Source organism: Silvimonas terrae, from assembly GCF_014202765.1.
Lineage (GTDB): Bacteria > Pseudomonadota > Gammaproteobacteria > Burkholderiales > Chitinibacteraceae > Silvimonas > Silvimonas terrae.
This window is the reverse complement of sequence record NZ_JACHHN010000010.1, coordinates 17,361-34,974: the sequence shown is the minus strand read 5'-3', so window position 1 is coordinate 34,974 and position 17,614 is coordinate 17,361. Positions and strand designations below refer to the sequence as shown.

General features: G+C 60.7%; 15 protein-coding genes and 1 tRNA gene. 8 read left to right on the top strand and 8 right to left on the bottom strand.

Annotated elements, in window-relative coordinates:
• The first annotated feature begins 110 nt into the window (after nucleotides 1–110).
• Both HNQ50_RS19325 and HNQ50_RS19320 read left to right on the top strand, forming a co-directional pair.
• Complete coding sequence (locus HNQ50_RS19325; protein ID WP_184102865.1) at nucleotides 111–575, top strand: Rrf2 family transcriptional regulator; 465 nt, start codon at nucleotides 111–113, stop codon at nucleotides 573–575.
• Complete coding sequence (locus HNQ50_RS19320) at nucleotides 565–1,482, top strand: NAD(P)/FAD-dependent oxidoreductase (protein WP_184102864.1); 918 nt, start codon at nucleotides 565–567, stop codon at nucleotides 1,480–1,482. The genes HNQ50_RS19325 and HNQ50_RS19320 overlap by 11 nt, the downstream gene beginning before the upstream one ends.
• A 349-nt stretch (nucleotides 1,483–1,831) precedes the next feature.
• On the opposite strand, the gene HNQ50_RS19315 is transcribed toward HNQ50_RS19320, so the two are convergent.
• From HNQ50_RS19315 to HNQ50_RS19305, 3 genes are all read right to left on the bottom strand, one after another.
• Nucleotides 1,832–1,907, bottom strand: a tRNA-Ala gene (locus HNQ50_RS19315).
• Nucleotides 1,908–2,024: 117 nt separating this feature from the next.
• Nucleotides 2,025–4,763, bottom strand: coding sequence for a preprotein translocase subunit SecA (secA, locus tag HNQ50_RS19310; RefSeq protein WP_184102863.1), 2,739 nt, complete (start codon nucleotides 4,761–4,763; stop codon nucleotides 2,025–2,027).
• Between the two features lie 301 nt (nucleotides 4,764–5,064).
• Nucleotides 5,065–5,964: a M23 family metallopeptidase gene (locus tag HNQ50_RS19305; RefSeq protein ID WP_184102862.1), complete on the bottom strand. Its 900-nt coding sequence runs from the start codon at nucleotides 5,962–5,964 to the stop codon at nucleotides 5,065–5,067.
• Nucleotides 5,965–6,000: 36 nt separating this feature from the next.
• On the opposite strand from HNQ50_RS19305, the gene HNQ50_RS19300 reads away from it, so the two are divergent.
• The 6 genes from HNQ50_RS19300 (at nucleotide 6,001) to HNQ50_RS19275 (ending at nucleotide 12,106) form a co-directional block, all read left to right on the top strand.
• Entirely contained in the window at nucleotides 6,001–6,438 is a 438-nt protein-coding gene (locus HNQ50_RS19300; protein WP_184102861.1) for a DciA family protein, read from the top strand.
• 285 nt (nucleotides 6,439–6,723) lie between these two features.
• A complete protein-coding gene (locus tag HNQ50_RS19295; RefSeq protein ID WP_184102860.1) occupies nucleotides 6,724–7,569 on the top strand; it encodes a GNAT family N-acetyltransferase in 846 nt (281 codons plus the stop codon).
• Nucleotides 7,570–7,698: 129 nt separating this feature from the next.
• Nucleotides 7,699–8,523, top strand: coding sequence for an undecaprenyl-diphosphate phosphatase (locus tag HNQ50_RS19290; protein WP_184102859.1), 825 nt, complete (start codon nucleotides 7,699–7,701; stop codon nucleotides 8,521–8,523).
• Nucleotides 8,524–8,631: 108 nt separating this feature from the next.
• A complete protein-coding gene (locus tag HNQ50_RS19285) occupies nucleotides 8,632–9,213 on the top strand; it encodes a thioredoxin family protein (RefSeq protein WP_184102858.1) in 582 nt (193 codons plus the stop codon).
• Between the two features lie 12 nt (nucleotides 9,214–9,225).
• Nucleotides 9,226–10,380 carry a GNAT family N-acetyltransferase gene (locus HNQ50_RS19280; RefSeq protein WP_184102857.1) on the top strand — a complete coding sequence of 385 codons (1,155 nt, stop codon included), beginning with the start codon at nucleotides 9,226–9,228 and terminating at the stop codon, nucleotides 10,378–10,380.
• A 115-nt stretch (nucleotides 10,381–10,495) separates the two neighbouring features.
• Entirely contained in the window at nucleotides 10,496–12,106 is a 1,611-nt protein-coding gene (locus tag HNQ50_RS19275) for a methyl-accepting chemotaxis protein (RefSeq protein ID WP_221303270.1), read from the top strand.
• A gap of 3 nt (nucleotides 12,107–12,109) precedes the next feature.
• Here HNQ50_RS19275 and HNQ50_RS19270 read toward each other — a convergent pair whose 3' ends face one another.
• The 5 genes from HNQ50_RS19270 to HNQ50_RS19250 are packed head-to-tail and all read right to left on the bottom strand — an operon-like array spanning nucleotide 12,110 to nucleotide 17,588.
• Complete coding sequence (locus HNQ50_RS19270) at nucleotides 12,110–12,757, bottom strand: tetratricopeptide repeat protein (protein WP_184102856.1); 648 nt, start codon at nucleotides 12,755–12,757, stop codon at nucleotides 12,110–12,112.
• Between the two features lie 45 nt (nucleotides 12,758–12,802).
• Nucleotides 12,803–13,795 carry a Csu type fimbrial protein gene (locus HNQ50_RS19265; RefSeq protein WP_221303269.1) on the bottom strand — a complete coding sequence of 331 codons (993 nt, stop codon included), beginning with the start codon at nucleotides 13,793–13,795 and terminating at the stop codon, nucleotides 12,803–12,805.
• Nucleotides 13,796–13,814: 19 nt separating this feature from the next.
• The gene (locus HNQ50_RS19260; protein ID WP_184102855.1) at nucleotides 13,815–16,235 is read right to left on the bottom strand and encodes a fimbria/pilus outer membrane usher protein; all 2,421 of its coding nucleotides are present in this window, start codon (nucleotides 16,233–16,235) and stop codon (nucleotides 13,815–13,817) included.
• A gap of 3 nt (nucleotides 16,236–16,238) precedes the next feature.
• Nucleotides 16,239–17,021 carry a fimbrial biogenesis chaperone gene (locus HNQ50_RS19255; protein ID WP_184102854.1) on the bottom strand — a complete coding sequence of 261 codons (783 nt, stop codon included), beginning with the start codon at nucleotides 17,019–17,021 and terminating at the stop codon, nucleotides 16,239–16,241.
• 42 nt (nucleotides 17,022–17,063) lie between these two features.
• Nucleotides 17,064–17,588 carry a Csu type fimbrial protein gene (locus HNQ50_RS19250; protein WP_221303268.1) on the bottom strand — a complete coding sequence of 175 codons (525 nt, stop codon included), beginning with the start codon at nucleotides 17,586–17,588 and terminating at the stop codon, nucleotides 17,064–17,066.
• Between the last annotated feature and the right edge of the window lie 26 nt (nucleotides 17,589–17,614).

The following is a 17,614-nucleotide window of genomic DNA, read 5'->3' as shown; positions in this document are numbered from 1 at the left end:
ACTGGCACGGGCTCTCCGGGCCACCTCCAGACCTTCCTCCCCAAGCGGCATGATTGTCCGTAAAACGCCAGGGTTGACATTACCCTCAATCACGTAACATTATTTGTTACATGAAAAGAGACAGCCGCTTATCCGGGGTATTGCACCTGCTGCTACATATGGCAGAGCACGCTGCCCCTGTCACGTCCGAAACCCTGGCCCGCGCCATGCAAACCAACCCGGTGGTCATCCGCCGCATGATGTCCGGCCTGCGAGAACAAGGTTATGTGCGTTCGGGCAAGGGCCACGGCGGTGGCTGGCAATTGGCCATGCCGCTGGAAAACATCACTTTGCGTGATATCTACACGGCGCTGGGCAGCCCCACTTTGCTGGCCATGGGCAATCGCACGGAATCGCCAGGTTGCCTTGTGGAGCAAGCCGTGAACGCCGCACTGGATCAGACTTTCCAGCAAGCAGAAGCGCTGCTATTAGCCCGTCTGGGTGAAGTAACGCTGGCAGCGCTCAGCACGGATTTTCATCAACGCTTGGTGGAACACGGCCACCCGCATTTGCTGGAACACCCCCATGGATCATGACGTCATCATTATCGGCGGCAGCTTTGCCGGTTTGTCCGCTGCCATCTATCTGGCCCGCGCTCGCCGCAAGGTTTGCGTGCTGGATACCGGCTTGCCACGCAACCGCTTTGCCCCGCAATCCCACGGTTTCTTTGCCCAGGATGGCAACGCACCCGAGGCCATGCTGGCGACTGCGCGCTTGCAGGTTGCGGCTTACCCAACCGTCGAACTGATCCAGGGCAAAGCTGAAACCGTCACGCCAACAAACCAGGGTTTCAGCGTCACCCTCGCAGATGGCCAGTCGCTGCAGGCCAGCAAACTGATTCTGGCCTTTGGTCTGAGAGATGAACTCCCCGCCATCCCTGGTCTGGCCGAGCGCTGGGGGAAATCCGTGCTGCATTGTCCGTATTGCCACGGTTTTGAGTTCAGCGGGCAGCAGCTGGGCGTGCTGGCAGTGTCTCCGCTGTCTGTCCACCAGGCCATGCTGATCGCCGAATGGGGGCCAACCACGCTGTTCCTGAACGGTCAGCCCGTGCCGGACGCCGAAATGCAGAAAGAACTCACCGCGCGTGGCGTACAGATCGAAACCACGCCAGTCACGCAGTTGACCGGTGCGGGTGCGCAGCTTGGCGCACTGGTGCTGGCCGATGGTCGTGAGGTGATCACGGATGCGCTCTACATCGGCGTGCGCTCACACCTGAACAGCCCCATCGCCGCACAGCTGGGCTGCCAGATGGAGGACACCTGGTTTGGCCAGATCATCAAAACCGACGAATTCAAAATGACCAGCGTTCCCGGCGTCTACGCCGCCGGTGATATCGCGCGTGGCATGCACAGCGCCACCTGGGCCAGTGCGGACGGGGTTACCGCAGGCACGGCGGCCCACCGGGAACTGGTATTCCCCCAAGGCATCTCCATAACGCGCTAGCGCATTGCTGTGGCGAGAGCGCCTGCGCCATGATGATGCTCGGGTGCGTGGCCGCCAGTCGCAAGCGCCCCGCATGACCGTAAAGCGCCAGCCTAAGCCGCTCGCCAGGATGCGGCGACAATTGCGCATCCCACGCACGCTGGAGCGCCTCTAGCTGCTGCGGGCGGATGGGGCCTTGGGATATACGGACGGACGCTGGCACTGTGCATCTCTGTTGAAGAAGGGCGGGTAAAAGGTCGCCGATAACCAGGAGCGCCAAAAACAAACGGGACCTCGGCAGGTCCCGTTGATCATCATCTGGCTCGTTCAGGGTCAAAAATCTGGCAACAATCCAGATTCAAACGCATTCTGGTGGACCGAAGGAGGATCGAACTCCCGACCTCTGCATTGCGAACGCAGCGCTCTCCCAGCTGAGCTATCGGCCCGTAGCGGCCAATCTAGCCAGCCCGATTTATGGCGTCAAGCCAGGGGCCGGGCCGTGCGCGAAGTGTGCAACAAAAAAGCCCGTCATCAGACGGGCTTTTTTGTGAACCACCGGTAGATCAACCGATCTGGCCATGGCAGTGCTTGAACTTCTTGCCCGAGCCGCAGGGGCACGGATCGTTGCGGCTTACGCCAGCGAACGGGCTGGCAACGGCACCCGCAGCGGCAGCCGTGGACAGTGCTTCCTTGATCTTCTCTTCGTCGCCCGCAGCGACCGCAGAGGCCAGATCGTCATGATGGAACTGCAACGCACGTTCCGGCACGGCTTGCGGTTGTACCGCGTCCACGTCGGCTTGCGAGCGCACTTGCACGCTCATCACAATCTGCACCACATCACGCTTGATGCCGGTCAAGAGTTCGCTGAACAACTCAAACGATTCGCGCTTGTATTCCTGCTTGGGGTTCTTCTGGGCGTAGCCGCGCAGATGGATACCCTGACGCAGGTGATCCAGCGACGACAGGTGTTCGCGCCAGTGTTGATCCAGGTGCTGCAGCAGGACGGCACGTTCAAACTGGCGGAAAGTGTCCACGCCGGCTTCGCTTGCCTTGGTTTCGTAGGCTTCGCGAGCCAGACCCACCACGCGTTGCTTGGCAGCTTCATCGGTCAGGGTTGAGTCTTGCTTGAGCCAGTCGCCTACCGGCGCGGTCAGGCCGAATTCAGCCAGGGCTTTTTCCAGACCCGGCAGATCCCATTGTTCTTCCATGGCCTGCGGCGGTACATATTGCTCGAACAGGTCAGTGAAGAAGCCGTCGCGCATGGCGCCGATGGTTTCAGAAATATCGGTGCTTTCCAGCAACTCGTTCCGCTGGGTGTAGATGGCTTTGCGCTGTTCGTTGGCGACATCATCGTATTCCAGCAATTGCTTGCGGATATCGAAGTTGCGGCCTTCCACCTTGCGCTGGGCAGATTCAATGGCGCGGCTGACAATGCCGGCTTCGATCGGCTCGCCTTCCGGCATCTTCAGCTTGTCCATCACGAACGCAACGCGATCGCCGGCGAAAATACGCAGCAACGGGTCTTCCAGGCTCAGATAGAAACGGCTGGAGCCCGGATCGCCCTGGCGACCGGAACGACCACGCAGCTGGTTGTCGATCCGGCGGGATTCATGGCGCTCGGTACCAATGATGTGCAGACCGCCAGCGGCCACGACCTGGTCGTGAACCTTTTGCCACTCGGCCTTGAGCGCATTGATGGCGCTTTCCTTGCCAGCGGCATCCAGGCTTTCATCAGCCTCAATGACGCGGATACGCGGTTCGGCGTTACCACCCAGCACAATGTCAGTACCACGGCCGGCCATGTTGGTGGCGATGGTGACCTGACCCGGGGAGCCCGCCTGCACCACGATTTCGGCTTCGCGAGCGTGTTGCTTGGCGTTGAGTACGTTGTGCGGAATCTTCACCTTGTCGAGCAAGTTGGAGAGGATTTCCGACTGTTCGATCGAGGTTGTGCCCACCAGCACCGGCTGTCCACGGCTGACGCAATCGCGGATGTCAGTGATGATGGCGTTGTATTTTTCGTTGGCGGTCTTGAAGACCTGGTCCTGGCGATCCTGACGCACCATCGGGCGGTTGGTCGGGATAATGACCGTTTCCAGACCGTAGATTTGCTGGAATTCGTAGGCTTCGGTGTCGGCCGTACCGGTCATGCCGGAGAGCTTGCCGTACATGCGGAAGTAGTTTTGCAGCGTGATCGTGGCCAGGGTCTGGTTTTCCTGGTTGATCTCGACGCCTTCCTTGGCTTCCACGGCCTGATGCAGGCCTTCGGACCAGCGACGGCCTGCCATCAGGCGACCGGTGAATTCGTCCACGATGATGACTTCGTCATCCATCACCACATAGTTCTGGTCACGATGGAACAGCGAGTGCGCGCGCAGGGCGGCGTACATGTGGTGCACCAGCGTAATGTGCTGGGCGGAATACAGGCTGTCGCCTTCCGGCAAAAGGCCCATACGGGTCAGGATTTGCTCGACCTTTTCGTGGCCGGCTTCAGACAGCAGCACCGTGTTGGCTTTTTCATCAACCCAGTAGTCACCCTCGCCTTCTTCTTCTTCCTGGCGGGTCAACTGCCCTGGCACGGCGTTCATGGCCAGGTACATTTCGGTGTTGTCGTCGGCCGGGCCGGAGATGATCAGCGGGGTACGGGCTTCATCGATCAGGATGGAGTCCACCTCGTCGACGATGGCGTAGTTCAGCTTGCGCTGGACGCGTTCGCCGGTGCTGAACACCATGTTGTCGCGCAGATAATCAAAGCCGAATTCGTTGTTGGTGCCGTAGGTGATATCGCAACCGTAGGCGGCCTGCTTCTCATCATGTGCCATCTGGCCCAGATTCACGCCGCAGGTCAGACCGAGGAAGTTATACAGTTTGCTCATGGTCCTGGCATCACGCTGAGCCAGGTAATCGTTCACGGTCACCACATGCACGCCATTACCAGACAGCGCGTTGAGGTAGGCCGGCAAAGTCGCCACCAGCGTCTTGCCTTCACCGGTACGCATTTCAGAAATCTTGCCCTGGTGCAGGGTAATGCCACCAATCAACTGCACGTCAAAGTGGCGCATGCCCAAAGCGCGCTTGCCGCCTTCACGACAGACTGCGAAGGCTTCTGGCAGCAGGTCATCCAGCGATTCGCCCTTGGCGACACGTTCGCGGAACTCCTGGGTTTTGGCCCGCAATTGCTCATCAGACAGTGCCTGCGTGGCGGGTTCCAGCGCGTTGATTTTTGCTACAACGCCACCGTATTGCTTGAGCAGGCGGTCGTTACGGCTACCGAACACTTTCTTGAGCAGATTGGAGATCATTTCCTGTTACCGGATGTTTTGCCGCGAAGGCTTAATCTTTGTTGTGCCGGGGTCGATCATGGCGACCAGGCTGTCCATTTTCAGTACCCGCCGCCAACCGGGGCCACTGGCCACACAGCTTGTTGGTGGTACTACGAGAACGGCGGCAGGTTTCCCTGGCCGCCGTTTGTGAAAACCGTGCGTGAGTATCGCACCGATACATCATGCTTGTGCACAAGATAAGGCCGAAAGGCGCTTTTTCCAGTGCGGGCCGCATTTCGTTACATCGTTGCCACACCTTGTGGTACGCGCTGGCTGACGATCAGTCGTGCGGACCCTCTGTGCTGGCAACCGTACCTACGTTGTTCTGCGTGTTTTGTGCCAGGAACCGCAAGGGGTTCTGCGCCACGCCGCGGTAACGGATCTCGAAGTGCAGATGCGGGCCGGTAGACCGGCCGGTACTGCCAATTTCAGAGACCACCTGACCGGCCTCAACATGGTCACCCACTTTCACCAGGAGCTTGCTGGCGTGCGCGTAACGGCTGGTCAGATTATTGCCGTGATCAATCTCCACCATATTACCATATTGGGGGTGAAAGCCCGCATAGACCACCGTGCCCGCGCCCGCCGCCTTGATGGGGGTGCCCACCGCGCCGACAAAATCCAGCCCCTCGTGAAACGCCTGATGGCCGTTAAACGGGTCGATCCGCCAGCCGAAACTGGACGACTGCAAGCCACTGGTGAGCGGCGCCAGCGTCGGTAACGTGGTGCTGGATGGACGCAACAAAATGGTCTCGGCCAGGTTGAACTGGTCGTACATATTGCCCACGCCCGACTCGGTTGACCCCAGTTGGCGCAGCAACTCGGCTGCCGACATGGCATGTCCGTGTGCTTCCATACCGCCGCGCGGTACTGGCGCGTCAGAAGCGAAAGGTTTGACGTCGATCCCGGCTTTGGTGCCCACTTGCTGGGCCAGACCGTTCAAACGGATCAGGCGCGCTTGCAATTCACCCAGGCGCACGGCCATGGCGTCCAGTTCGGCCTGGCGCACGGGTTTGATCAGCGGCCACAACTGCTTGGGCGAACTGCCCGACAGCGACATGCCAACCGCCAGCCCCATGCCGCCGGCCAGAAGGGCCAGCGAGGCGACCAGCGCCACCATCGGGCCTGTGCCCAGATTCAGCGCGCTGGAGTAGCGATTTGAAATGAGAATAATATTCAAGAGGAAGGCTCCCTGAATGACCTTGCAATCGAGAATATGAAAAAAGGCCCGGTTTCCGGCTTCATCGGCCAGCATCGCGTGCTCAAAGATGCGGCTGCCCGCGTGGGCGAATACAACCAGATACTCAAAACCTTGCAGGCAGCTTTGCCGCCTGAGGTGGCGCACGCCTGCGTAGGTGCAGCATGGACTGACGGTGCGCTGATGCTGGCAGTAACCAGTGCGGCAGCGGCAACGCGTATTCGCTATGCCGCGCCAGAGTTGCGCATCGTACTGGCGCAGGCTGGGTGGGAAACTACCGCAATCCTGCCTAGGGTGCAAGGGTCGCTGCGCGAGCAAAAACCCATACGGGCCAAAGACTTGACGATGAACAGTGCCGCCTGCGATGCCTTTCAGGCGCTGGCTGATAGCGTAAAAGACGAGAAACTGGCAAAAGCCATCCTCACCCTGGTCAAGCACCAGCGTCGGCCCCGCTGACTGCCAGAAGGACGAAAACGGATTGTGGATGGCAGGTGGATGGCAAGCCCTGATTGCAGACAAAAAAAGGGGCGCCAGAGGGCGCCCGCTAATCAGGGAGGAGATGAGCAAAAAATGCGCGAATTGCTCGCACATGCCAGATAAGACGTGGGGTCCTGGGGTTTGTTCCCAAGCCCGCGTGTAAATATTCACTTTTCATACGAGCGGTCGTTTCATCATGGTGAAACACGGGTTTGCGCCGGAGACCTACCGTTCATCTGCCACCGCTCACGCAGGAAAACATTGATGCCCATCTATTGCGGCCCCGAACTGGCGCTGATTCTTGAGCATGCCGAAGCCCATCACCTGGCCCGGCAAGTCGCGGCCTGGCAGGGCATCAGCAAAGACAGTAGCGCCAGGGTCATCCCGCTGGGTGGCGGCATTGCCGCCCTGACCCGGCGCGAATTTGGCCGCAAGCTCAACCATGCGTGCGGGCTGGGGCTGGATGACTGCACCACCGCGGCCGCCCTGTTTGAACTGGAGAACAGTTACGCCGCCATGGGGCTGGGTACGGAAATTGATCTGTGCCCGCATGTGACTCCCGCGCTGCTGCCGCTGCTGGGCGATCGTGGCTATCAGGTCAACGCCTTCAGCAACACTTATGTGCGGGCCCTGGATGACCAGCCCGACGCGCCGCCGCATGAGGGCCGCATTGTTTGCGCCACCGACCTGAGCGCCGACGAGTTCATTGCGCATTCGGTTGCCGGTTTTTCGGTGCAGTTGAGTACGCGGCCGGTCAGCTTGCTGCAGGCGCTGGCACACATTGCCACGCAGCGAGAGGATACCCGCCTGTTTGCCGCGCGGATGGATGGCCAGGTGGTCGGCACGGCCGGGATGGCCCTGCTGCCCTCTGCGGTCGGCCCGGTGGCGCATTTATATATTGCCAGCACCTTGCCTGAGTACCGTGGGCGCGGCGTGCAGCAAGCGCTGTTGCGCGCCCGGCTGGCGGCCGCCCGCGCGGCGGGTTGCGCGTTTGCCTTTGTCACGGCCCGCCCGGCCAATGTCAGCGCCCGCAACGCCGAGCGCGCCGGGTTGCGGTTGGCTTATACAAAATGCACATTTGCCCGCCCGGCCCCACTCCCGCTGGGATAAGCCATAATGCAGCGCAGCATGCCCACCCGCTGGTGAGTGCTTTGCCCAAGCTTCACGACGTTCAAATCGTTCAAATCAACATAAAAACAAAACCAGACCTACAACCAAACCGCACGGAAACAACCGCATATGGACATGATTTTGCTGATCAAATCCCTGATCATGGGGATCGTCGAAGGGATTACCGAGTTTTTGCCCATCTCCAGTACGGGCCACCTGATCCTGACCGGAGATTTGCTCAACTTTCTGGATAAAGAAAAACGCGACGTCTACGAAATTTTCATCCAGTTGGGTGCCATCCTCGCCGTGGTCTGGGAGTACCGGGCCAAGATTGGTTCAACCGTGGCAGGCGCCCGCCAGCCGGGCAAAGAACGCAATCTGCTGTGGGCGGTGCTGATCGGGTTTATACCGGCCGCCATCCTGGGCAAGCTCTTTAACGAGGTCATCAAGGCGCACCTGTTCAAGCCGGTGCCCGTGGCGCTGGCCTTTATCATTGGTGGTTTACTGATCTTGTGGGCGGAAAAACGCCAGCACAAGGTGCGGGTAGAAACCGTAGACGGGATTTCTCTGAAAGACGCGCTCATGATCGGCTTTGCGCAGTGTCTGGCGCTGATTCCCGGCACCAGCCGTTCTGGCGCCACCATTATTGGCGGCCTGTTTTTTGGCCTGTCACGCAAGGCCGCCACAGAGTTCTCCTTCTTCCTGGGCATCCCCACCCTGACCGCGGCATCGATCTACAGCATGTGGAAACTGCGACATGCGCTGGATGCTGCGGACGCCGGCATCTTTGCCGTGGGCTTTATTGCTGCGGCGATCAGCGCATTTATTGCCGTGCGCGCCTTGCTGCGGTTCATCTCCAATCACACCTTCATTGCCTTTGCCTGGTACCGTATTGCCTTTGGCTTGATCGTGCTGATCACGGCATGGACGGGCCTGGTGGAGTGGACGGCCTGATGTGCTGACTTGGGCCATGACGCTGCCGCACGTCATGACATGCGACTAGAATGGGGAAATTCGCGCAATTGCCCCCATCTTCTCCATCTCAACTGACAGGTGACCGTCATGGCCAGAACGTATTCCACAATGTTGGCGCTGGGCACACCCATGCCCGGCTTTACCCTTCCTGATGGCGAAGGCCGCCCCCACACACTGGCCGATCTGGCCGGTAATCGTGGTTTGCTGGTGGCGTTTATCTGCAACCATTGCCCCTACGTCAAACACATCAATCCGGTGCTGGCCCCGCTGGGCGCACAACTGGCCGAAGTGGGCGTCGGCATGGTGGCAATCTCCAGCAACGATGTAGAGAACTACCCGGACGATGCACCGTTGCTGATGGCCCGCCACGCGGCCGAGCAACGCTACACCTTCCCCTATTTGTATGACGAAACCCAGGATGCCGCCAAAGCGTTTGGTGCCGCCTGCACGCCGGATTTCTACCTGTTTGATGCGCAACTGAAGCTGGTCTATCGCGGCCAGTTTGATACGTCTCGCCCCAACCTGGGCGTACCGACCGGGCAAGATATCCAGCGTGCGGTCAGTGCCCTGGTAGATGGCAAACCACCGCTGGCGGAACAAATCCCCAGCATGGGTTGCAATATCAAATGGAAAGCCGGCAACGAGCCGGACTATTTTCAGCTGCATTGAGGCCTGGCGCGCTTGTCTGTCACCCTGCGTATTTGCGAACAACTGGCCGAAATCCCCGCGCCGGCCTGGAACGCCCTGGCCGGGGCGCACCCGGCATTGCAACACGCCTACCTGGCCGCGCTGGAACAAAGCGCCTGTGTCGATGCCGACAGCGGCTGGCAACCCTGCCATCTGACTCTGTGGCGCGATGACGAACTGGTGGGCGCGCTATTGCTGTACCGCAAGTCTCACTCCTGGGGCGAATACGTGTTCGACTGGGCGTGGGCGCGTGCCTATGAGCAGCACGGGCTGGCGTACTACCCCAAGCTGGTCAGTGCCGTGCCATTCAGCCCGCTACCCGGAGCACGTTTACTGGCGCGCAGCGATGAGGATCGCCGCCTGCTGGTGGAAAGCGCCATTGGCATCACGCGGGAACTGGGGGATTCATCGCTGCATATCCTGTTCCCGCATGAGGAGGACGCCCGCCTTGCCGCCACCTGCGGGATGCAACTGCGCGAGCAAATCCAGTTTCACTGGCAGCGCGATCCGGCCTGGCACACGTTTGATGATTTCCTTGCCAGCATGAATCACGACAAGCGCAAAAAAATCCGCCAGGAACGGCGCAAAGCGCTCAACGGCCCGGCCGGCGACATCACGGTAGCGCGTAAATATGCTGCGGATATCACGGATGAAGACTGGGCTTTCTTTATTCGCTGCTACAACAATACATATCGGGAGCACCGCTCTCACCCCTATCTGAACCTGGCGTTTTTCCGGCAGTTGCACGCGGCGATGCCTGAAGCGTGCCTGCTGATCATTGCCAGCCGCGACGGCAAGCCCATTGCCGCCGCGTTTGATCTGGTGGGGCCGGATGCGCTCTATGGCCGTTACTGGGGCGCGCAGTGGGATGCGGCCGGTTTTGTGCCCGGACTACATTTTGAGCTGTGCTATTACCAGGGGCTGGAGTTTGCACTGGAACGCGGTCTGGATACCTTTGAAGGGGGCGCCCAGGGAGAACACAAGCTTGCGCGGGGCTTTCTTCCGGTCACGATGTGGTCGGTGCACTGGCTGGCCGATCCCCGCTTTGCCGATGCCGTTGGACGCTTTTTGAAGAATGAGCGCCAGGCTGTCGATGAGTGGGCTGAAACGTTAGCAGCACAAACCCCGTTCCGGCACGATCAGCCCTGAGTCCACCGTCCGCCAGCGTCAGCTTCAAACGCTTTTATATTTAATAAATACGCTGTAGCCTTACAATTCCAATGTCATTTAAAACACTTTGGCACTGCTGAGTGAGGGGCCTGCAATGAAGCTACAAACCCGTGTCTGGATCATCATTGGGGCGGCCCTGGCCGGCTTGTTGATCAGTGCCGCTGTCGGGCTGATCAGTTTGCGTCACGCCATGATGGCGGACCGCGAAGGTCAGATCAGAACTGCGCTGGAACAGGCCAACAGCATGGTCACTTACTTCCAGCAGCAAGAAGCCGCCGGCAAACTGAGCCACGACGAAGCGCAAAAACGCGCCGGCGAGGCCCTGAGCCATATGCGCTTCAAAGATATTTATTTCTTTGTACGCGGCACTGACAACCGCATGATCGTGCACCCCAACCCGGACCGCGTCGGCAAGATCGACAAGGGCACGCGCATGCCCGATGGTCGTTATACCTCCGAGTTGTATGACGAAGCGCTGGCGCGTGATCGCATTGGCCTGATGAACATTCTCACGCCCAAACCCGGCACCAAAGCCGATTTGCCCAAGCTCAACGGCGTCGTCAAATTTGAACCGTGGCAATGGATCATCGGCATCGGCTTTTTCATTGACGATATTGATACCAGCTTCTGGAACCAGGCCGGCGTGATGCTGGTGGTGGTGTGTATTGTGCTGGCCGTGGTGGCCGCGCTGTTGATCGGCATGTCCCGCCGTATCATTGGCCAGCTCGGCGGCGATCCGGGTTATGCGGCCGAAATTGCCTCTGCCATTGCAGCGGGCGATCTGACCCGCCGTATCAAGGTGGACGGCCGCAGCGACAGCCTGTTGGGTGCCATGAGCCGCATGCAGGATGGCCTGAGGGATATGGCGCAACGCTTTAACGACGCCGCCAGCAGCCTGGCCGAGGCCGCGTCCTCGCTCACCCGGCAGATGAACCAGATCAGCGAGGGCTCGCGCGCCTCATCGGAATTCACCGCCAGCACGGCCGCTGCGGTGGAAGAAATGACCGTGAGCATCAACCATGTCTCATCCAACGCGGGCGATAGCGCGGGCAGTTCGCAACACTCGGTCAAACTGGCGACCGATGGCGAACAACTGGTGCATGAGGCGGCTGGCGAAATCCGCCAGATTTCGCAAAAGGTGGGCGATGCCACCACCCAGATTCATGGCCTGGTAGAGCGCTCGCGCGAGATTGACGGCATTGCCCGGGTGATCCGCGAAATTGCCGACCAGACCAACCTGTTGGCACTGAATGCCGCGATTGAAGCGGCCCGTGCCGGCGAACAAGGCCGCGGCTTTGCCGTGGTGGCCGACGAAGTGCGCAAACTGGCAGAACGCACCACCGGGGCGACCCAGGACATTACCCGCACCATTGAAGCCGTACAGCACGATACCGGCCAGGCCGTGACCGGCATGACCCAGGTGACATCGCAGGTGGAACACGGGGTAAACCTGGCCGAACGTGCGGCGGCATCGCTGCAGGAAATCAGCCAGGCCGCCGCCAACACGCTGGATAAAATCCGCGAAGTAGCCGGTGCCACGCGCGAACAGAGCGAAGCCAGCAACAGCATTGCCGGCCATATCGAACGCATTGCGCAGATGGTGGAAGCCTCCGATCACTCCGTCCACAGCGCGCTGGAATCCGTGCGCAAGCTGGAAAGCCTGGCGCAAGACCTGCGCAGCACCGCCGGACGCTTTCGGGTGTAAGCCCTAATGCGCGGCGCTGGCCACGCCGGCACCGCGCAAACGCTGCCCCAGATCCCGCGCGCGGATGGCCGCAGCGGGGTCTCCTTGCAAGGCGGCGGCGGAATACCAGCGCCACGCCTCGGCCAGGTCTTGGGGTTGGCCTTCCCCCTTTTCATACATGGTGGCGACGATATACTGCGCGCCCACATCGCCACCTTCCGCCGCTTGTCTGTACCAGCGCGCGGCCTGCACCATGTCTTTGGGTGCGCCGCGCCCCAGAAAGTACTGCGTGGCGACGCTGGTTTGCGCATCCGTATGGCCTTGCGCGGCGGCCAGTAAAAACCAGTGGGTGGCATCGGTTTGCGAGCGGGGCAGATGGTCGCCGTTTTCATACAGCAAACCCAGCGCGTACTGGGCCTGGGCCAGATGCCCGTCTGCGGCTTTGCGCAGCCAGACAATGGCTTCATCGGGCGCGATTGCCGTACCCTCACCGCGCCATAGCATCATGGCGTAGTTGTACTGTGCCAGCGGCTGACCTTTTTGCGCGGCCGCCCGGTACGCCGGTAACGCATGGGCGTAATCACCTTGTTGATAGGCGCGCCATGCCGCGTTGTGATCGGCCGCGATCACCGGCGCCATCATTATCCACATCACCACAGACCAGGCACGCACAGGGCCACTCCGCTTGAGGCGTCTGTTTCAGCATAGTGCCGCGCGTTAAAACAGGATATCCAGCGTGATCAGGTCGGTGTAGGCCCCTGTGGCCGGTGTGGTCTGGGTCTGGATCACACTGGCGCGATAGTTGTAACCCTGGGTGGTCACGCCGTCATAGGTGCCGGCATTGGCATCGGCCGCGCTGCTGCTGCGCCGGTCCGTGCCGGTGGGGCCCCAGCGCGTGCTGTCCGGTTTATAGATGTCGTACTGCAAAAAGCCGCCGGCCGTGCTTTTCATCTGTCGCACCGTGCCAGACCAGTTGTTGCCGTTGGACATCCCCACCGTGTAGCTGGCGCCCTTGGTACATACCACCTGAACCACCTGGTTCACGTCCGCAAAGCCGTTGGCCAGCGGGGCCACGCCAAACAGCACGTTGGGTGCCGTCAGCACACAATCGTTGACCACACCCATCGACAACCCGACCGTTGAGGTCCCCGATCCGGTGATCACAAGGCATAAGCCTCCGACGCCCAGATCGCACAATTGCCAGGTCCAGTTCAGGGTGAGCGTATCCGTGTAATTGCCCGCCGCCACCCGCGCGCCGGTCATGGTGCGGATGTAGAGCGGCAGACTGCCGTCACTGTTGTTGAACAGCCCCAGCAAACCCAGCAGCGAGGTACTGCTCCAGGTGATGGACGAGCCGACGTTGTAAACGGTGCCGCAGCTGGAATCCTTGCAGATGATATAGGGCACATAATCGGCCCCCGTCGTCGTGTTGAGTAACCGGGCCTGGGTGCCGGTTTTGTTGGCGGAGTTGGCAATGGTGACCGTCACCACATTGGTACCCAGCAAGGACACCAGCGAACCGGTGCATTTGATGCCGCTGGTGGCCGTGGTGGATTGCTGGGCGTTGTAGACAGAAAACGAACTGATGGTCGTGCCCAGAGACCCGGTACCGTTACTGGCCTGGCACGCGGCGGCGGCCCACGTTGTGGCGGCACTGGCCATGAACATACCCGCCAGCAGCAGCCGTCCCAGGTTTTTCAAAAGGCTCATTGCTTGCTCCTTATGCCCATCATGGTCCTGCCGGTACGCACAGCAAGGGGCCGACCTGCGCAGCGGTATGGCGGGTGCTTTCCACCGCAAAGGTGAGTTCGCAAAACCGGTCATTCGCCAGTTCCGCCCGGATGCGGTTTTCTGGCTGCAGGTCGTCGAAATACACTTTGCCATCCCACCCTACCAGCGCCAGCCGCATCACCGCCGAGCTATCAAGCAACGTCACCCGCGTGCCAATCGGCAAGGGTTGGCCCTGGCTATCGACCAGCGTGATGACGGCGGCCACAATGTGCCGCACCGGGAACTCCAGCAAATAGCCACTGCCCGCCCGCACGGCTACGCGCTGTTCCACAATGGGGGTGTCGTAGTCAGACGGCAGATTGAGCGGATCAATATCGTAATGTGCGGGATACCAGGAGGTGGTCCAGGGCACCAGCAAGTGACCGTTGCGATCTGTACTGCCAACATACTGGTTCTCGTAGTGCACCGGCAGGTTCGGTTGCCCGTCTGCGCTGACCAGCACAAAGGCTTCGTTCACCCGGTTGGTCAGGAACACGTCGCTGTCCATATACACCAGTGCCCCGGTCGCCTCGCCCCAGCGGGTGAAATTGCCCGGGTTGCCGTACGCGCCGCCCTGCAACTGCGTATAGCGGTTGCGCCAGGTCAGGTCAGCCTGGTGGTAGTCGGGCATATTGCTGCCGCGACTTTCATTGAGCGTCCAGCCAAAGCCGCCTTCTGAAGGCACGGCACGGCTGTAGTTCAGTTGCTCCTGGTTGCCTGTGCCCGGGACATGCTGCATGCCGGCGGTCACGGTGCCCCAGTTATCCAGCGGGACCACCAGTTGCGCTGCGCCCGCCCAGGTTTTTTCGTCCAGATCCCGGTTGAGCGAAAAATAAATACTGCTGGCGCCCCACAAACCCAGGCTCCAGGACAAATTGACGAGGCGGGTGCGGCTGCCATCCGACGATTTCACGTCAAAATACCCCGCGCCGATATTGCCAAAGCGATCCAGCGACACATTGCCGGTCACCTGGGTGCTGGCGCGGGCAAAGCTGCCCAGCTTGATGTCGTAGGTCGACAAATCGCCGTAGTTGAGACTGCGCCCGATATGCAGCGCATTGAAACTGAAGCGCCGGTTGCTGTACTGATAGCCCACGCTGACCTGGTTGCCGCTCTGGCCATTCATATGACTGCCGCTGGCAGAAAAATTGATGACCCCTGCGTCATCAAGCTTGAGGGCAAGTCCGCCGCCGGCCAGGGCAAAGCCGTGCGCCGCCTCAACGTGGCTTTCCAGTGTCAGGTTATTGGTCACGCCGCCCCGCAGCGTGCCACTGACCGCGCCATCTCCGTAGGAAAAACTGCGCAGGCCGTAATCCATCCGCAGCTTGCCGCCGGCAACGGAGAAGTCGGTTTCGCCAGGCCGCAGCAAGGTGGTTGCCACATAGAATGGAATGGTGGTGGAGACCTGGCGGCCCAGCGCGTCCGTCGTGACCACCACGGCCTCACCCGCGCCATTGATATACGGCACGTTGGTCAGCGCAAACGGCCCCGGCTGCAACTGTGCGCTGCTGCTTTTGTAGCCGTTGATAAACAGATCGACCGAGGTCGGCACCGCGGTCTCGCCAGCAAAGCGCGGCAAGGGGTAAGTGATGACATCCGGGCGGATAGAGAAATCCCGCGCAATCTGCCCGCCGCCCAGCCGCACGGCGCTGGTCCAGGACAGGGAGTTGGTCACCACATCACCCAATTGCCAGGTCTGCATGCTGTCTTCATCAGAATGCGTCAGCGTGGTGTCGTAGCGGGTATAGCCATCCGCGCTTTGGGCCTGCCCGGCAAACGACCGGTGGTAGGTGCCGGTGCTGGAAAACACGCCTTCATCTTCAAACGCGCGAAACTCATGCCAGGCCGAAACACCACCTGCGCCGATCTGCGGCTTGCTGGCATAGATGTCATAGTTGAACAGTGCACCGGGGCTGGCCCGGGCGGGGGCATGCACGCTGGGCACCGCCGGACCCACGTTTTGCGTCGGCAGCCAGTCTGGTGGCACATCAATCAAGAGTTGCTGGGTGGATTGGCCGTACTTCACTTTCACCCCGGGCACGGTATCCACCGCCGCCGCCCCATCGGCCAGATCAAAACGGATGCCAGAGGGCAGATGCAAGCCGGACAGGTCAGACAAGGCCACATAGAAATGACCATCCCGATTGATCACGGGCACCACTTTGCCCTGTGGCAACCCGTTGATGACCAGTTCAAGGTAGAGCGCGGTATCTGCCGGAGACGTCATGGCGCGCGGCGCAGGGGGTAAACCGGTACTGGCGGAGCGCCCCGCTGTGGGCGTCAGCAGCAACATGCCAAGCAGCGCGGCCCGGCCACCAGCACGGACCAGCAAGGCAGAGAGGTGGACTGATACCGGGCCGTTTTCCCGTTCTGCCCGCATGGGTCAGTTGGCGGAAGGAATAACACCTGGCTCACCCGTCCCGTTGACGGTCGCGCGCATCACCGCCTTTGGCGCAACGGGTTGCGGCACTGGCCAGCGCATGGTGCCGCCGGCCAGCACATAGCCCAGCAAGCCATCCACCATATACGGCTGCTGCCCCGGCACGCCAATGGAGACCTCTGTCAGCCGCGCATGCACCACGCCCTGGTTGGTGATTTCCAGAAAATAACGATCCCCCTCGCGCACGGCACGCCACGTCAGCCGCGGTACGCCTTGTTCGGCGGCGAGGCGCTTTTTGCGGGGGTCCTCTTTCAGCCACAGATGATCGCCATAGACAAACAGCGGTACCGAGTAGCGCATCTGGAAGGTAATCCCCGCCGACTGTGCATCGCTGGCATTGTCGCCCTGTGCATCGGCGGGGATTTCATCAATCAGCAACCGATAAGACTCCTCCGTACCCGGCCGCGGTGGCTCAATCCGGGTAAGCCGCACCAGTTGGCGCTCTCCCGGCGGGATAGAAGCAAACGGCGGGCTGGCGACCACCGCATTTTGCGCCTTGAAGGTGTCGTCCTTGCCGTTCTGGCCCCAGGCATAGATCCGGATTTGCAAGGTCACCGCATCCGCGCCGCGATTTTCCAGCCACAACGCGCCAGCTTTGGCGTCGCTATCAATCACCGGATCAATAGGCCAGATCAGCACGGAACTGCCTGCACGGGCGGGTGCCCAGGCCAGCAAGAGCGAGGTCATCAGCGCAATGGCAAGGGGCCATGCGTTGCGAAAAACCATGTCAGGCACTCCACATGAAGGCAAACGACAACGGCGTCGGGTTTACCACTGCAAGGTCACCACCACCTGATCCTGATACGTGCCCGCCGGCAGATTGCCCGGCAGTTGCACGCTGCCGTAAATGGGCAACTGAATGGCCGCCGAATTGCTGTAGTTGATGGCCGTGGCGGTGTTGACCGGAATAGCGTTGCTCAACGCGGCGTTGCTGAATAGCTGGTACGCCACGGTCTGGCTGTTGCTGGTGCGCTTGAGGCGACGGCCCGAAGCGTAGCTCTGGCCACTGTCCACTTGCATGTTCAAGGTCACGCCAGGCGTACAGGCCAGCGTGATAGAGGCATTGGGGGTAAGGCTGGTACTGAGTGTGGCGGTCGACAAGGCCGATTGCGTACCAAAATTGAGGGTGCCCAGCGTGCCCACACTGGTCGGGGCGGCCGCGTTGTTCACCTGGCAACCCGCCTGAATGGTGGCCGACACCTGGAACGTGGTGCTGGTGGCCGCCTCTGCGGCGGGGACCAGCACCAGGAGCAGGACGAGCAACGCCATACCGCGCCGCGGCAAGTAATCCATCGCGCTTCTCCTGGCTGACTGGTGTA

What these genes read in the sequence shown, in the direction of transcription:
- HNQ50_RS19325 (WP_184102865.1), top strand. Translation starts at nt 111, where the DNA reads ATGAAAAGAGACAGCCGCTTATCCGGGGTATTGCACCTGCTGCTACAT.
- HNQ50_RS19320 (WP_184102864.1), top strand. Translation starts at nt 565, where the DNA reads ATGGATCATGACGTCATCATTATCGGCGGCAGCTTTGCCGGTTTGTCC.
- secA (WP_184102863.1), bottom strand. Translation starts at nt 4,763, where the DNA reads ATGATCTCCAATCTGCTCAAGAAAGTGTTCGGTAGCCGTAACGACCGC.
- HNQ50_RS19300 (WP_184102861.1), top strand. Translation starts at nt 6,001, where the DNA reads ATGAAAAAAGGCCCGGTTTCCGGCTTCATCGGCCAGCATCGCGTGCTC.
- HNQ50_RS19295 (WP_184102860.1), top strand. Translation starts at nt 6,724, where the DNA reads ATGCCCATCTATTGCGGCCCCGAACTGGCGCTGATTCTTGAGCATGCC.
- HNQ50_RS19290 (WP_184102859.1), top strand. Translation starts at nt 7,699, where the DNA reads ATGGACATGATTTTGCTGATCAAATCCCTGATCATGGGGATCGTCGAA.
- HNQ50_RS19285 (WP_184102858.1), top strand. Translation starts at nt 8,632, where the DNA reads ATGGCCAGAACGTATTCCACAATGTTGGCGCTGGGCACACCCATGCCC.
- HNQ50_RS19275 (WP_221303270.1), top strand. Translation starts at nt 10,496, where the DNA reads ATGAAGCTACAAACCCGTGTCTGGATCATCATTGGGGCGGCCCTGGCC.
- HNQ50_RS19265 (WP_221303269.1), bottom strand. Translation starts at nt 13,795, where the DNA reads ATGAGCCTTTTGAAAAACCTGGGACGGCTGCTGCTGGCGGGTATGTTC.
- HNQ50_RS19260 (WP_184102855.1), bottom strand. Translation starts at nt 16,235, where the DNA reads ATGCGGGCAGAACGGGAAAACGGCCCGGTATCAGTCCACCTCTCTGCC.
- HNQ50_RS19255 (WP_184102854.1), bottom strand. Translation starts at nt 17,021, where the DNA reads ATGGTTTTTCGCAACGCATGGCCCCTTGCCATTGCGCTGATGACCTCG.
- HNQ50_RS19250 (WP_221303268.1), bottom strand. Translation starts at nt 17,588, where the DNA reads ATGGATTACTTGCCGCGGCGCGGTATGGCGTTGCTCGTCCTGCTCCTG.